Origin of the sequence: Sulfitobacter sp. 1A13421, assembly GCF_043557285.1 — a bacterium.
Taxonomy (GTDB): domain Bacteria; phylum Pseudomonadota; class Alphaproteobacteria; order Rhodobacterales; family Rhodobacteraceae; genus Sulfitobacter; species Sulfitobacter faviae.
The window spans coordinates 209,240-224,396 of sequence record NZ_JBIFFQ010000001.1 but is presented as its reverse complement, the minus strand read 5'-3'; the positions used below and the strand labels follow the sequence as shown (position 1 = coordinate 224,396).

The following is a 15,157-nucleotide window of genomic DNA, read 5'->3' as shown; positions in this document are numbered from 1 at the left end:
CCCCGCGCAACACCGAAATATGCGCGATCCCGCGCAAGACCCAAAACGACTAAGAGAGGCGCCAAATGGCCAAGAATGAATTCGACTACGACCTGTTTGTCATCGGTGGCGGCTCGGGCGGTGTGCGCGCGGCGCGTGTCGCGGCGGGCGAACATGACGCCAAGGTCGGTCTGGCCGAGGAAGACCGCTATGGCGGCACCTGCGTGATCCGGGGCTGCGTGCCTAAAAAGCTGATGGTCTTCGCCTCGGGCTATGCCGATGTGGTGGATGAGGCGAAATGCTTTGGCTGGGATCTCAAAGCTGGGCCGTTTGACTGGCATGACTTCAAAGGCCGTCTGAACACTGAGTTGGACCGCCTCGAAGGCGTCTATCGCAAGCTTCTAAAGAACTCCGGCGTTGACACATTTGACGCCCGCGCGCGGATCAAAGACCCCCATACCGTGGCCCTGTCCGACGGCACCGAGAAGACCGCAAAACACATCCTTATCGCCAGCGGTGGTCGCCCCGTGCGCCCCGAGATCGAGAATGCGGAACTGGGGCTGGTCTCTGACGATCTGTTCCATCTGGAGAAGCTGCCCAAGTCGATCCTGATCATCGGCGGCGGCTATATCGCCTGTGAATTCGCCTGTATCCTCAATGGTTTGGGTGTCGAAGTGACGCAATATTACCGCGGCGCGCAGATCCTGCGCGGCTTTGACGACGAAGCCCGCGGCATGGTGGCCGAGATGATGCAGGAAAAGGGGATCGACCTGCACCTGGGCACCAACATTCTGGAGATGACGCCCAGCCACGAAGACGGCAGCGGCCCGATGAAGGTCAAGCCGACCAACGGCACCGAAAAGATGTTCGACCAGGTGCTCTTTGCCACGGGTCGCCGCCCTAACAGCGATGACATGGGGCTGGAAGACCTGGGCGTGAAACTGGGCCGCAGCGGTGAGATCGAGGTGGATGAATACAGCCAAACGGCGGTGCCTTCGGTCTATGCCATCGGCGACGTGACCAACCGCATCAACCTCACCCCGGTGGCGATCCGCGAGGGCATGGCCTTTGTCGAGACCGTCTTTGGCGGCAACCCGACGCCGGTGGATCATGATCTGGTGCCCTCGGCGATCTTTACCCAGCCCGAGATGGGCACCGTGGGGCTGAGCGAGGAGGCCGCGCGGGAGGCGGGGCCGATTGAGGTCTATGCGACCTCCTTCAAACCGATGCAGGGCGCCTTTGCGGGCAAGGCCGACCGGGTGCTGATGAAGCTCATCGTCTGCGCCGACACGCGGGTGGTGCTGGGCTGTCATATCGTCGCACCCAACGCGGGCGAATTGATCCAGATGGTCGGCATCGCGGTCAAGATGGGCGCCACGAAAGAGCAGTTCGACGCCACCTGCGCGGTGCACCCGACCATGTCCGAAGAACTGGTGACCATGCGTAATCCGACCCGCACGGCTTGAATATCACGCGAAAGCGTACAATTTTTGGAACGATAGGCCGCATGGGCGGCCCAGAGGGGAACATATCAATGGCAGGAAATTCGCAAGGCCCCTGGGGGGGCGGCGGAGGCGGCAACCGGGGCAACGGCGGAGACCGGGGCAACGGGGGTCGCAACGACGGGCCGCAGGGTCCACGCGGGCAGGGCGGTGACCGCCCCCAGATGCCCGAGATCGACGATCTGGTGCGCAAGGGCCAAGAGCAGCTGCGCGTCTTGATGGGGGGGCGTGGCGACGACCGGGGCAATGGCACCGGCGGCGGCGGTCGCGGCTCTGGCGGGCCGGGCGTGACACGTTCGACCCTTGGCATCGCGCTTTTGGCGGGTGTGGCGCTTTGGGGCTTTGCCAGCTTCTACACCGTGCGGCCTGAACAGCAGTCGATTGAACTGTTTCTGGGCGAATTCTCGGGCATCGGCACCGAGGGTCTGAACTTTGCGCCTTGGCCGCTGGTCACGGCGGAGGTTTTCGACGTCACCACCAACCGCACCGAAGAACTCGGCGTGCGGCGCGGCGGGGGCGGCAACGAAGGCCTGATGCTGACCACGGACGAAAACATCGTCGACATCGACTTTCAGGTGGTTTGGAACATCAAGAACGCGCGTGACTTCAAATTCTCGCTGCGCGATCCCGAAGCTTCGGTCAGGGCGATCTCGGAATCCGCCATGCGTGAAGTCATTGCGCAATCCGAACTGGCGCCGATCCTCAACCGGGATCGTGGCGCGGTGGCGGATCGGGTGAAGGAGTTGATCCAGAACACCCTCGACAACCGCAATACCGGCATCAACGTGCTGCGTGTCAACGTGAACAAGGTCGACCCGCCCAGCCAGACCGTGCAGGTCACCGATGCCAATGGCAACACCACCACGCAGTCGGTCGTCGATGCTTTCCGCGACGTGCAAGCCGCCGAGCAGGAGCGTGACCGGGTGGAGCGTCAGGCCGACGCCTATGCCAACCGGCGCACTGCCGAGGCGCGCGGTGAGTCCGCGCAGCTTTTGGAAGCCGCCGAAGGTTACCGCGCGCGCGTCGTGAACGACGCTGTGGGTGAGGCCAGCCGCTTTGAAGCCGTCTTGGAAGAATACCGCAACGCGCCCGACGTGACGCGCAAACGTCTGTATCTTGAGACCATGGAAAAGGTGCTGGGCGACGTGGATAAAATCATCCTCGAAAACGGCAGCGGCCAAGGCGGGCAGGGCGTTGTTCCCTATCTGCCACTCAATGAATTGCGGCGCGGCGGAGGGTCGAACTGATGCGGAAAACAAGTCTTATCATTCCCATCTTGGTGATCGCCATCGTGGGTGTCCTTTCGGCTGTCTTTGTCGTGGACGAGCGTGAAAAAGCGCTGGTGCTGCGTTTCGGCCAGATCAAACAGGTCCGCAACGAGCCGGGCATCGGGTTCAAAGTTCCGCTTTTGGATGAGGTCGTGCGCTACGAAGACCGCATTCTGTCGCTGGAAACCCCGGTGATCGAAGTCACCCCCGCCGATGACCGTCGTCTTGAGATCGACGCCTTCGTGCTCTACCGCATCGACGATATGGTGCAGTACCGGCAAGCTTTGGGTGCGGGCGGCGAACGTCAGGCCGAAAGCGAGATGGGCGGCATCATGGAAAGCCAAATCCGTGCAGTGCTCGGCTCGCAGGGCGTGACCTCAAACACCATCCTGTCGCCCGAACGGGCCGACCTGATGGAGCAGATCCGTGTTCGCGCCGATGCCCGCGCGCAGGCGCTTGGCCTCAAGGTGGTGGATGTGCGTCTGCGTCAGACAAACCTGCCCGAGCAGAACTTTGACGCGACCCTGCAACGGATGATCGCCGAGCGTGAGCGTGAAGCGACCGACGAACGCGCCCGTGGCCGCGAAGCCGCGCAGCGTGTTATCGCCCTTGCCGATCGTACCTACGAAGAGATCCTCTCGGAGGCCCGTCGTGACGCGCGGATCATCGAAGGTGAGGCGGACGCTCAGCGGAACAACATCTTCGCGCAGGCTTATGGCAAGGATCAGGAATTCTTTGAATTCTACCGCTCGCTCAGCGCCTATGAGCAGGCTTTGCAGGGGCAGAACTCCACTATGGTGATGTCGCCGGATAGTGAGTTCTTTAACTACCTGCGGTCGGATCGCAGCGCCACGACCTCGGTCGATGCGATTGCACCGCCGCAGACCCCCGCCGCCGATGCGCCCGCGGCTGAGCCAGCGCCGGAGGCAGATAACGCCGCCGCGGTAGAGGATACGCAGGAGGAGGCCGCCCCCGCGGCCCCCGCCACGCCAGCCCCCGCTGCACCGGCGGCTGAGACAGATCTGCCAGCGGCGCTTGAAGAATGACGCTGGTTCTACTGGCTCTAGGGTCGGTTCTGATTTTCGAGGGGCTGGTGTACGCACTGGCCCCTTCGTTTTTGGAACAGATGCTCGAAATGCTCCGCCGCATCCCAGAGATCGCGCTGCGCCAGCTTGGCGCGCTGGCGGTGGTGGTCGGGTTGATCTTGGTTTGGCTCGCCTTTCAACTGGGGTTTTGACACCGCGCGGGTGGGGTGAAACGGCGTCCGTTTTGCCCACGACCTCGCAGGCCGGGGTCGCAAATCGTCACACTCCCACCCGTTGAAATGCCCGTGATCGGCCCCATCTTTGCTGTTGCAGCGCGTCCTTTCGGAATGCACTCTGCCCACGTTGGCAACAACAGGAACAATCAGGAGACGATGAATGCAGGCCAAGGCGGTTTCCCTGTCCACAACAGCACAACACACCCAATGGATGCGAGCGATGGCAATGGGGGTGATGGCGCTGACCCTCCTGATCCTGCAAGCCAGCATGGCGCTGGCCAAACCCGAAAGCCTCGCCCCGCTGGCCGAAAAAATTAGCCCCTCGGTGGTCAATATCACCACCTCTACCACGGTTGAGGGCCGCACCGGGCCGCAGGGCATCGTGCCCGAAGGCTCGCCCTTCGAAGACTTCTTTCGTGAGTTTCAGGACCGCAACAATGGTGAGGGCAACCGGCCCCGCCGTTCCTCGGCCCTTGGCTCGGGTTTTGTGATTTCCGAAGACGGCTATGTGGTGACCAATAACCACGTCATCGAAAGCGCGGATGAGATCACCATCGAATTCTTCTCAGGCGAGGAATTGGTCGCCGAGGTCATCGGCACCGACCCCAAAACCGACATCGCGCTTTTGAAGGTCGAAGCGGACGCGCCGCTGCCCTTCGTCTCTTTCGGTGACAGTAACGCCGCGCGGGTGGGTGACTGGGTGATTGCCATGGGCAACCCGCTCGGACAGGGCTTCTCGGTCTCGGCTGGCATCGTGTCGGCCCGCAACCGGGCGCTGTCGGGCACCTATGACGATTACATTCAGACCGATGCCGCGATCAACCGGGGCAACTCCGGCGGTCCGCTGTTCAACATGGATGGTGAGGTGATTGGCGTGAACACCGCGATCCTGTCGCCCAACGGCGGCTCGATCGGGATCGGTTTCTCGATGGCATCGAACGTGGTCACCCGCGTGATCGACCAGTTGCAGGAATACGGCGAGACCCGCCGCGGCTGGCTGGGCGTGCGCATTCAGGACGTGACCGATGACGTTGCCGATGCCATGGGCCTCAAGAAAGCCGTCGGCGCCCTGATCACCGATGTGCCCGAGGGGCCTGCGCGTGAGGCGGGGCTGAAAACCGGCGACGTGATCAAATCCTTCGACGGTGTCGAAGTGGTCGATACCCGTGGTCTTGTCCGTCAGGTGGGCAACAGCCCCGTGGGCGCGACGGTGCGCGTGACCGTGCTGCGTGACGGCAAGACCCAGACCATCAAGGTCGTACTTGGCCGCCGCGAAGAGGCCGATGGCGCTGTTCCGGCCGGTATGGACGAGAACGCCGATGAGGGGGCCGAGGCTGAGCCGCAATCGACCATGCTGATGGGTCTGACCCTGATGCCGCTTACGGATGATCTGCGCGCCGAACTGGGGGCCGATGACGATATGACCGGCCTTGCCGTGACGGATGTGGATCAGACGTCGGAGGCCTTTGAGAAGGGTCTGCGCATGGGCGACATCATCACCGAAGCGGGGCAGGAGCAGGTGTCGAACATCGCCGACCTCGAAGCCCGGATCGAAGCGGCGAAAGAGGCTGGTCGCCGGTCTTTGCTGCTGTTGGTCCGCCGCGGAGGCGATCCGCGCTTTGTGGCACTCTCACTGGCAGAGTGACCTTGCATCAAAGTTTGAGAAAGGGCGCCTACGGGGCGCCCTTTTTTGTTGCAGGTTTAGCCGCCCTATCGCGGCACCGCCACAAGCCCAAGCGCGCGGGCGGTGGTGAGCGACAGCACCTCACTGTTCGGCCCTTGCTGCGCCTGATAGCGCCGCACCGCTTGCCGCGTGGCCGCGTCCATCTCACCCGTGATCGGCCCGGCATAGAACCCGCGGGCCTCTAGCGCGCGTTGGAGGCTGCTGTTGAACTCGGGCGTCAGCACATCGGGGCAGGGCGTTTCGAACCAATTGTCGACCCGCGCGCGCACGATCTCTTGCCGGGTCTCTGTCTTGTAGACGGGCGGTTTGGCGATGCTGCCATCGGGGTTCATCTTTGCCGGGGTCACTTCGACCTGTTCGGTCACCGTCTCGATCACCGCAGGGCTGACCGTGCGGCCCCAGCAGCTCCCCTCCGGCGCGCCTGCGGGGCCGTTGCGGGTGGCCTCTAGCACCCCCGGCTCAGGGCGGGGCGTGGCTGGTGCTGCCGTCTCGCAACCCGCCAAGGCCGCGATGGCTAGCAGCAAAGCGGCGCAGTGCCACGCGGTTCTGGGGGGGAGGGGCTGTGTCATGCCGGTCTCTCGGGCTCGCCTGTTGTTCGCGGGCAGACTAGCCGGATGCGTGGGCCTTGCCCACCGCAATGTCGGGCGCGCCGTGACCTTGCGAAAAGGGGGCTGGAACCGGCTGCCATAGCCCGCTAAACAAGGCCGAACTTTTAGGACGAAAGGGCATCATCATGGCCAAAATCACCTATGTCGAACACTCCGGCACCGAACATGTGGTCGAGGTGGCCAATGGTCTCACCGTCATGGAAGGCGCGCGGGACAATAACATTCCCGGCATCGAAGCCGACTGTGGCGGGGCCTGCGCCTGCTCCACCTGCCATGTCTATGTCGATCCGGCTTGGGCAGAAAAACTGCCGCCGATGGACGACATGGAAGAAGACATGCTCGACTTCGCCTTTGAGCCCGATCCCGCGCGCTCGCGTCTGACCTGCCAGATCAAGGTCACCGATGCGCTGGACGGTCTGCGCGTGCAGATGCCGGAAAAGCAAATCTGATGCGGGCGATCGGCGCGGCACTGCTGGCGCTGATCGCAACAGATGCGGCGGCGGAGACGATCACCGCCGCGCATTACATCGCGCCCACCGGCCGCTACGCCCATGGCATTCTTGGCGACGCGCTGGAATGGGGCGGCTTGCAGGTCTCTCTGACAGATGGCGGCGCGCGGCGCTTCCATCTGCCGCGCGACCATGTTTTCGAGGATATCGCCCCCCGGCTTGTGGATGTGACCGGCGATGGCGCGCCCGAGGTTCTGGTGGTCGAGACGGACGTGAATCGTGGCGCGGCGCTGGCGATCTACGGCCCCGAGGGTAAGATCACCGAGACCCCGCATATCGACCAGAGCAACCGATGGCTCGCCCCCATAGGCGCTGCCGATCTGGATGGCGATGGCGCGGTCGAGATCGCCTATGTCGACCGGCCCCATCTGGCGCGGGTGCTGCGGGTCTGGCGCTTTGCCGATGGGCGGCTCAGCGAAGTTGCCCAGATGACGGGGCTGACCAATCAGCGCATCGGAGAGTGGCATATCTCGGGGGGTCTGCGCGATTGTGGGGCAGGGCCGGAGATGGTGCTGGCGGATGCCGATTGGCAGCATGTGGTGGGCGTGCGCCTGACAGGCGGGCAGCTTGCACGCCGCGATATCGGCCCCTTCGCGGGGGGCGAGAGCTTTGCCAAGGTGCTGGCCTGTGAATGAGGGGCGGCTGCGGCTCTGATAGAGCCGCCACCCGTCAGCTCAGCGCGCGCCAGCCGATGTCGCGGCGGCAGAACCCTTCGGGCCAATCGATTCCATCGACCATAGCATAGGCACGCTCTTGCGCCTCGGCCAACGTGGCCCCGCGTGCGGTGACGTTCAGCACGCGCCCGCCATTGGCCAAGATCGCCCCGTCCTGCGCCTTGGTGCCTGCGTGGAACACCATATTAGCGCTATCCTCGGGCAGGGCGGAGAGGCCCTTGATCTCACTGCCCTTTGCATAGTCGCCGGGGTAGCCTTTGGCGGCCATCACCACGGTCAGCGCGTGATCTTCGGCCCAGGTCACCTGCATATCGGCCAGCGTGCCCTTGGCGCAGGCCTGCATCAGGTCGAAAGCCTGCGCGCCGAGGCGCATCATCAGCACCTGACACTCCGGGTCGCCGAAACGGACGTTGTATTCCACCAGCCGCGGCTGGCCGTCCTTGATCATCAGGCCAGCGTAAAGCACGCCCTGATAGGGCATTCCGCGCTTGGCCATCTCGGCCATACAGGGGCGGATGATCTGATCCAGCGCGCGTTCGGCGATCTCGTCGCTCAGCACCGGGGCGGGGGAATAGGCGCCCATGCCGCCGGTGTTGGGGCCGCTGTCGCCTTCGCCGACGCGCTTGTGGTCTTGGGCCGTGCCGATGGGCAGCACCGTCTCCCCGTCGCAAAGCACGAAGAAGGATGCCTCTTCGCCTTCCATGAACTCTTCGATCACCACTTCGGCGCCTGCCTCGCCAAAGGCGCCGTCAAACATCTCATCCACGGCGGCCAGCGCTTCGGCATCGGTCATGGCGATGATGACACCCTTGCCCGCCGCCAGACCGTCGGCCTTGATCACGATGGGCGCGCCTTGCTTTTCGACATAGGCGCGCGCGCTGGCGGCATCGGTGAAATGGCCATAGCCCGCCGTGGGTGCCGCGCAGGCGTCGCAGATTTCCTTGGTGAAGGCTTTGGAGGCTTCCAGCGCTGCCGCTGCTTTGGAGGGGCCAAAGACATCGAAACCCGCCGCGCGCAGATCGTCGCCCACGCCCGCGGCGAGGGGCGCTTCGGGGCCGATGATGACGAAATCGATGTTATTGCCCTCGCAAAAGGCCACCACCGCCGCGCCGTCCATGATGTCGAGCTTGGCGCATTGCGCGATGGCGGCGATGCCCGCGTTGCCCGGTGCCACGATCAGCTTGTCGCATTTGGGGTTCTGCATGACCGCCCAAGCAAGTGAATGTTCGCGGCCACCGCTGCCGAGGATCAGGATATTCATGCCGCGCACTCCCTTGGACTTCGTTGCTCCGCGTTCTAAGCTGGGGGACCCACAGACACAAGGTGCCCAGATGGATCTGTTCGACGACCCCGCCCCCGGTGGCAACAGCCCCGAATTCACGGTGACCGAGCTTTCGGGCGCGATCAAACGGGTGATCGAGGGGGAGTTCGGCCATGTGCGGATTCGCGGTGAAGTGGGCCGTGTCAGCCGCCCGCGCTCGGGCCATGTCTATCTCGACCTCAAGGATGACCGCTCGGTCATCTCAGGGGTGATCTGGAAAGGCGTGACCGCGCGGCTTGAGACCCAGCCCGAAGAGGGGATGGAAGTCATCGCCACCGGGCGCATCACCACCTTTGGCGGTCAGTCGAAATACCAGATCGTTATCGAGGATATCAAACCAGCGGGCATGGGCGCGCTGATGGCGCTGTTGGAGAAACGCAAGGCGGCGCTGGCGGCGGAGGGGCTGTTCGCCCCCGAACGCAAACGCCCGCTGCCCTATTTGCCCGAGATCATCGGCGTTGTGACCTCGCCCTCGGGGGCGGTGATCCGTGACATCTTGCACCGGCTGCGGGATCGTTTCCCGCGCAAGGTGCTGGTCTGGCCGGTCGCCGTTCAGGGCGCGAAATGCGCGCCCGAGGTGGTGCGCGCCATCCAAGGGTTCAACCGGCTCACCCCCGGTGGCGCGTTGCCCCGGCCCGAGTTGATCATCGTGGCCCGTGGCGGTGGCTCGGTCGAAGACCTCTGGGGCTTTAACGAGGAAAGCGTCGCCCGCGCGGCGGCGGCTTCGGACATTCCGCTGATCTCTGCCGTGGGGCATGAGACCGACACGACGCTGATCGACTTCGTCTCGGATAAACGCGCGCCCACGCCGACAGCGGCGGCGGAATTGGCGGTGCCGGTGCGGCATGAACTGGCGGCATGGCTGGAGGGGCAGGGCGCGAGGATGCGCCAGGCGCTAAGCCAAGGGCTGACCCGCCGGGGCCAGCGGATGCGGGATCTGGCGCGGGCCTTGCCCCGGGCCGACACGCTGCTGGAGGGGCCGCGCCAGCGCCTTGATCGCGGGGGGGAGAAACTGGCCCCCGCGCTGATTGCGGGCGTCCAAGGCCGCCGCGTCAAGCTGGCTGATATGTCTGGCGCTCTGCGCCCCGGCACCCTGCGCCGCCAGTTGGAAGCGGATCGGCAACGTCTGGCGCAGCTCTCGGCGCGGCTCGACCCGGCGTGGCAACGCAATTTGGCCGGACAGCGCGAGCGGCTGGCCGCGCGGATTGACCGGTTCCACCCCGAGGTGCTGCGCCGTCAGATCCTCCGCCGCCGCGAGCGGTTGGTCGATCGCACGCAAACCTTCCGCCCCGAGGTTTTGCGCCGCGACCTGTCGCGCCAAGACCAACGGTTAAAAGAGGTGCTGGCCCGGCTGGCGCGCGCAGGCCGGGCCGATCAGGACCGCCGCCGCCGCCAGATCGACGCGATGGGCCGCACGCTCGGCACGCTCGGCTATCGTGAAACGCTGGCCCGTGGTTTCGCCGTGGTGCGGGGCGATGGGGATGTGGTGACCAGTGCGGAGGCTGCCAAGAAGGCGGCGCATCTGGAGATCGAATTCGCCGACGGTCGGCTGCCCGTCAAAGGCGCGGGCTGAACTGGCCTAGACCCCGACCTGCGGCCCAAGGCACAGAAGCGGCTCAGTCATCTCCCGCGCCTGATAAAGCGCGGTCTCGGTCGGGTCATTCTCGAACCGCGCGACCAGCCCGGTTGGGCTTTCGGTAAAGCTCCAGCATTGCGGGGCGGGGTCGTCTTCATAGACAAAGCAGATCAGCCCATCGGCCTCATACCAGCGCCCCTCTTTGCAGTGGCCATCGAGAAAGGACCACTGTACGCGCCGGTCCTCGTGGTAGATTTCCGCCCCATAAGGCGCGCCGGATTGGCCGAAGTAGAGGGTTTTGCCCTCAGTATAGGCTTCGAACTCCGCCGCCGACATCTCGGCCAAGGCAGGCAGGGGGAGGAGGGCGCAGATCAGGGCGAGGGCATGTCTCATACTTTCAGCCTGCCAGAAGCCCGTGCGCCGCGCTAGTGGGATCAATGCTGGCCCCACCGGGCGAGGCGGCGGTCCATCACCCGCCGCCACAGCGGGGGAACGAGGGCGATCACCGCCATCACGGGCAGGGAATAGGGCAGCTTCGGCATCTCTGGCGTCACCTCCAGCGCCGGGAAGGCGCGGGCGGGGCGCATGTGGTGGTCCGAATGGCGCGGGGCATTCAGCATCATTGCGGCGGAGTACCATTTGGGCGCGTTCCAACTGTGCTGCGGGCCCATCGGCTCGAACCGGCCATCGGGGCGCTGCTCTCGTCGCAGCCCATAGTGTTGCACATAGTCCGACAGCAGCAGTTGCATCTGCGCATAGGCCGCCAGCCCGATATAGGCGAGCAGCCCGGCGACCCCGCCCAGCAGCATCGCCGTGAGCAGCGCCAGCGCCGCGCCAATGAGGTAGAGCGTGTAAGGGTGCAACCCTTTCGCCCCAGTCTTGCGCGCCCGCTGCGCACTGTCGGCCTGCCACCCGGCGCGAAACTCCCCCCAGCTTGCGCTCAGCAGAAACCGCCAGAACCCCATGCCCCTGGGTGCGGAGTTGGGGTCAGCCGGGGTGGCGGCGGCGGGATGATGCACCCGCAGATGGGCCGAGACGTGATGCCCGTGCAGCAGCGAGATATAGATCGCCGTGCCGATCCGCCGGGGCAGGCGGCGGCTGGCGTGGATCAACTCATGGGCGTTGGAATTGCTGATCTGGCCCAGAAACAGGCCAAGGGCGGCAAAGATCAGGGCGCGGTCCAACGCCTCAAGATGCGGGGCTGCGCCAATAGCCCAGACCCCGAGCGGCAGCAGCAGGAAATGCGCGGCGGCCAAGGTCAGCGTCAGGGCGCGGCCTGAGCTATCGGAAAGGCGCAGCGCGCGGCCCAACCGGTCCATAAAGGCCACATGCACGGTGATCGACAACAGTGCCAGCACGGGCCAGACCCCGCCCCAGAGGGCGGCGGCGATCAGCACCGCCGGTGTCAGACTTGCGATCACATACCACAGCATGCGTTTTCCCCTGCGACCCCGCGCCAATCGGCTCGGCCCCCGTATTCTGCCCGCCGTAGGGGCCGCGCACAACGCAAACACCCGCGCGATTGTCGCTTTTTGATCGCGCCTAGGGCTTTGGATTTGTTACCAAGGCGGAAAGCAAGGCGGGGGGAGAGACATGGCGCTGGATGATCACGGCAAGGCAGCGGCGGGGGCGCCGCGAAAGGGCGTTTGGAAATCCGGCAAGGGCAAGGGGCGGCATCACCCCAAAGGGCGGCAGTTGCAGGATACGGCGTGGGAGGAGGTCCACGCGCTGTTGGGCGACCGCCCGCGCGCCCGCGATCTGCTGATCGAGTTTCTGCATCTGATCCAAGACCGCTTTGGCCACCTGTCGGCCGCGCATCTGCGCGCCTTGGCCGAAGAGATGCGTCTGTCGATGGCCGAGGTCTATGAGGTCGCCAGTTTCTACGCCCATTTCGACGTGGTGAAAGAGGGCGAGACCCCGCCTCCCGCGCTGACCATCCGCGTCTGCGATTCGCTGTCTTGCGAGCTGGCCGGGGCGCAGGCGTTAAAAACCGCGTTGGAAGAGGGGCTGGACCCGACCGAAGTGCGCGTCCTGCGTGCGCCCTGCATGGGGCGCTGCGACACGGCGCCGGTGCTGGAACTGGGGCATAACCATATCGACCACGCAACGCCCGAGAAAGTGCTGGCGGCCATTGGCGCCGGAGATACCCATGCCCACTTGCCTGACTATGAAACTTACGAAACCTACGCGGCGTCAGAGGGTTACGACGCGCTGTTGAACCTGCGTCAGGGGTGCGATTGGGAAACGGTGCAGGAGCAATTGTTAGAGGCTGGGCTGCGCGGTCTTGGCGGAGCGGGTTTCCCCTCGGGCAAGAAATGGGGCTTCGTGCGCGGCAATCCCGGCCCGCGCTATCTGGCGGTAAATGGCGATGAGGGCGAGCCGGGCACCTTCAAGGACCGCTGGTATCTCGAACGCAGGCCGCATCTCTTCCTCGAAGGCATGTTGATCGCCGCTTGGGCGGTGGAGGCGGAGAAGGTCTTTCTCTACATGCGCGATGAATACCCGGCGGTGCTGGAGATCCTGCGCCGTGAGATTGCCGCTCTGGAAGGCGCGGGCCTCATCGCGCCCGGCTATGTCGATCTGCGCCGCGGGGCGGGCGCCTATATCTGCGGCGAGGAAAGCGCCATGATCGAAAGCATCGAAGGCAAGCGCGGCTTGCCGCGCCACCGCCCGCCCTATGTGGCGCAGGTCGGTGTCTTTGGTCGCCCGACCTTGGTGCATAACGTGGAGACTCTGCATTGGATCGCCCGCATTTGCCGCGAGGGGCCGCAGGTTTTGAACGGCGTCGAAAAGAATGGCCGCAAGGGGCTGCGGAGCTATTCCGTTTCGGGCCGTGTGGCGCGCCCGGGGATGTATCTGCTGCCCGCAGGCTCGACCATCACCGATGTCATCGCCGCGGCGGGGGGCATGGCAGAGGGCCATCTGTTCAAAGCCTATCAACCGGGTGGCCCGTCCTCGGGGCTGTTGCCCGCGTCGATGGCGGATCTGCCGTTGGACTTTGACACGTTGCAGCCACATGGGTCTTTCATCGGCTCGGCGGCGGTGGTTGTCCTGTCGGAACACGACAGCGCGCGGGCCGCCGCCCTCAACATGCTGCGGTTTTTCGAGGATGAAAGCTGTGGCCAATGCACGCCCTGCCGGGTCGGCTGTGAAAAGGCGGTGAAGCTGATGCAGGAGGACCGCTGGGACCAAGCCCTGCTGGAGGCGTTGTCGACTGCCATGGTCGATGCTTCGATCTGCGGGCTGGGGCAGGCGGCGCCGAACCCGATCCGGCTGGTGATGCAGCATTTCCCCGATGAAATCTGACCCCGCCCCCTCCCGGCGGGCTTGATCTGCCCGGGCGCCCTTCCATCTGCGCGGGCAAGCCTATAGATCAAGACGAAACTGCATGGGAGACGCCGATGGCCTTCTTCACGAAGCTCAAGGACCGCTTGTTCAAATCCTCGTCCAAACTTGACGAGGGGTTGGAGGCAATCGTCAGCGATGGCGGAGAGGCGGAGGCCGAAGCTGCCCCCGTGGATGCGGTGATGGACCAGCCCGGCGCGGCGTCGGATGTGATGCCCGATGGGCAGGACGACAGCGGCCCGATGTTGGCAGCTGAGCGGGAGGCGGAAGAGCCGACCCCCGCGCCTGAACCCGCCCCCGCGCCCGAGACGCTCCCAGAGCCCGAGCCGCAGCCTGCGCCTGAACCGCAGCCCGAACCGACTGAGCCCCAGCCGGACCCCACACCCGTGCAGGAACCCCCCGCCGCTGATCCTGAGCCCGCCCCGACCCCGGAGGAAGTTCCCGCGGCGACCGACCTGCGCCAAGCGATGACCCCCGTCGCCCCGGCGCTGGACGAAACCCCAGCCGAGGCCGCCGCCGCCAAACCGGGCCTCTTGGGCCGTCTCATGGGGCGCGGTGCCGCACAGCCCGTGGTGCGCCGGACGCTGGATGACGAGATGCTCGAACAGCTTGAAGAGTTGCTGATCAGCGCCGACATGGGCGTTGATACGGCGCTGCGGGTCACCGCGAATATGGCCGAAGGGCGCTTTGGCAAAAAACTCTCGGTGGCAGAGATCAAACAACTGCTCGCCAGCGAAGTCAGCCGGATCATGGAGCCTGTGGCGCGGCCCCTGCCGCTCTATGCCAAGACCCCGCAAGTGGTGCTGGTGGTCGGTGTGAACGGCTCTGGCAAGACCACGACCATCGGCAAATTGGCCTCGCAATTCCGTGCGGCGGGCAAGAAGGTCGTGATCGCTGCCGGGGACACCTTCCGCGCCGCGGCGGTCGAGCAGTTGCAGGTCTGGGGCGAACGCGCAGGCGTGCCCGTGCTGACCGCGCCCGAGGGCAGCGACCCGGCGAGCCTTGCCTTTGATGCCATGGGCCGCGCGCAGGAAGAGGGGGCCGATCTGCTGCTGATCGACACGGCGGGCCGCTTGCAAAACCGGGGCGACCTGATGGAGGAATTGGCCAAGATCGTCCGCGTTATCCGCAAGAAGGATGAGACCGCGCCGCATAACACCCTATTGGTGCTGGATGCGACGACAGGGCAGAACGCGGTCAATCAGGTGAAAGTCTTTCAAGAGATTTCCGACGTAAGCGGTCTGGTGATGACCAAGCTCGACGGCACCGCCAAAGGCGGGGTGCTGGTGGCGCTGGCGGACCGCTTTGGCCTGCCGATTCATGCCGTGGGTGTGGGTGAGCAGATTGACGATCTGTCGCCCTTTGACCCGGATGAATTCGCCGCCGCTTTGGTGGGCACGGATGGCTAACGACACCCCGGTCGCCGCGCT

At 65.0% G+C, this 15,157-nt stretch carries 14 protein-coding genes; 10 read left to right on the top strand and 4 right to left on the bottom strand.

The genetic code is table 11. The features are described 5' to 3' along the window. The first annotated feature begins 65 nt into the window (after positions 1 to 65). The 5 genes from gorA (at position 66) to ACGYLI_RS01085 (ending at position 5,655) form a co-directional block, all read left to right on the top strand. The gene (gene gorA / locus ACGYLI_RS01105; protein WP_168612717.1) at positions 66 to 1,445 is read left to right on the top strand and encodes a glutathione-disulfide reductase; all 1,380 of its coding nucleotides are present in this window, start codon (positions 66 to 68) and stop codon (positions 1,443 to 1,445) included. 68 nt (positions 1,446 to 1,513) lie between these two features. Continuing rightward, the gene (gene hflK / locus ACGYLI_RS01100; protein ID WP_394416455.1) at positions 1,514 to 2,728 is read left to right on the top strand and encodes an FtsH protease activity modulator HflK; all 1,215 of its coding nucleotides are present in this window, start codon (positions 1,514 to 1,516) and stop codon (positions 2,726 to 2,728) included. Further along, positions 2,728 to 3,795: a protease modulator HflC gene (hflC, locus tag ACGYLI_RS01095; protein WP_394416453.1), complete on the top strand. Its 1,068-nt coding sequence runs from the start codon at positions 2,728 to 2,730 to the stop codon at positions 3,793 to 3,795. The genes hflK and hflC overlap by 1 nt, the downstream gene beginning before the upstream one ends. Continuing rightward, positions 3,792 to 3,986 carry a DUF2065 domain-containing protein gene (locus ACGYLI_RS01090; protein WP_394416451.1) on the top strand — a complete coding sequence of 65 codons (195 nt, stop codon included), beginning with the start codon at positions 3,792 to 3,794 and terminating at the stop codon, positions 3,984 to 3,986. Before hflC ends, ACGYLI_RS01090 begins: the two co-directional genes overlap by 4 nt. Positions 3,987 to 4,236: 250 nt before the next feature. Continuing rightward, positions 4,237 to 5,655 carry a Do family serine endopeptidase gene (locus ACGYLI_RS01085; protein ID WP_394417121.1) on the top strand — a complete coding sequence of 473 codons (1,419 nt, stop codon included), beginning with the start codon at positions 4,237 to 4,239 and terminating at the stop codon, positions 5,653 to 5,655. A 65-nt stretch (positions 5,656 to 5,720) separates the two neighbouring features. Here ACGYLI_RS01085 and ACGYLI_RS01080 read toward each other — a convergent pair whose 3' ends face one another. Further along, positions 5,721 to 6,263, bottom strand: coding sequence for a peptidoglycan-binding domain-containing protein (locus ACGYLI_RS01080; RefSeq protein WP_394416449.1), 543 nt, complete (start codon positions 6,261 to 6,263; stop codon positions 5,721 to 5,723). A gap of 164 nt (positions 6,264 to 6,427) precedes the next feature. Here ACGYLI_RS01080 and ACGYLI_RS01075 point away from each other — a divergent pair, with 164 nt between their 5' ends. Further along, positions 6,428 to 6,751, top strand: a complete 324-nt coding sequence (locus ACGYLI_RS01075) for a 2Fe-2S iron-sulfur cluster-binding protein (RefSeq protein WP_067266186.1) — start codon at positions 6,428 to 6,430, stop codon at positions 6,749 to 6,751. Further along, on the top strand, positions 6,751 to 7,446 hold the full coding sequence (locus ACGYLI_RS01070) for an FG-GAP repeat domain-containing protein (protein WP_394416447.1): 696 nt from the start codon (positions 6,751 to 6,753) through the stop codon (positions 7,444 to 7,446). Before ACGYLI_RS01075 ends, ACGYLI_RS01070 begins: the two co-directional genes overlap by 1 nt. A 34-nt stretch (positions 7,447 to 7,480) precedes the next feature. On the opposite strand, the gene purD is transcribed toward ACGYLI_RS01070, so the two are convergent. Beyond that, a complete protein-coding gene (gene purD / locus ACGYLI_RS01065) occupies positions 7,481 to 8,746 on the bottom strand; it encodes a phosphoribosylamine--glycine ligase (RefSeq protein ID WP_394416445.1) in 1,266 nt (421 codons plus the stop codon). Positions 8,747 to 8,816: 70 nt separating this feature from the next. Here purD and xseA point away from each other — a divergent pair, with 70 nt between their 5' ends. Continuing rightward, a complete protein-coding gene (gene xseA, locus ACGYLI_RS01060) occupies positions 8,817 to 10,379 on the top strand; it encodes an exodeoxyribonuclease VII large subunit (protein ID WP_394416443.1) in 1,563 nt (520 codons plus the stop codon). Positions 10,380 to 10,385: 6 nt separating this feature from the next. Here the strand turns inward: xseA and ACGYLI_RS01055 are convergent, their stop codons facing one another. Beyond that, positions 10,386 to 10,775 carry a hypothetical protein gene (locus ACGYLI_RS01055; protein WP_394416441.1) on the bottom strand — a complete coding sequence of 130 codons (390 nt, stop codon included), beginning with the start codon at positions 10,773 to 10,775 and terminating at the stop codon, positions 10,386 to 10,388. Positions 10,776 to 10,816: 41 nt separating this feature from the next. Beyond that, positions 10,817 to 11,815 (bottom strand): alkane 1-monooxygenase, encoded by a 999-nt coding sequence (locus ACGYLI_RS01050; protein ID WP_394416439.1) that lies wholly within the window; start codon positions 11,813 to 11,815, stop codon positions 10,817 to 10,819. Between the two features lie 160 nt (positions 11,816 to 11,975). Here ACGYLI_RS01050 and ACGYLI_RS01045 point away from each other — a divergent pair, with 160 nt between their 5' ends. Together ACGYLI_RS01045 and ftsY are read left to right on the top strand one after the other, a co-directional pair. Then, a complete protein-coding gene (locus ACGYLI_RS01045; protein WP_394416437.1) occupies positions 11,976 to 13,688 on the top strand; it encodes an NAD(P)H-dependent oxidoreductase subunit E in 1,713 nt (570 codons plus the stop codon). 95 nt (positions 13,689 to 13,783) lie between these two features. After that, positions 13,784 to 15,136 (top strand): signal recognition particle-docking protein FtsY, encoded by a 1,353-nt coding sequence (gene ftsY / locus ACGYLI_RS01040; RefSeq protein ID WP_394416435.1) that lies wholly within the window; start codon positions 13,784 to 13,786, stop codon positions 15,134 to 15,136. Positions 15,137 to 15,157: the final 21 nt, after the last annotated feature.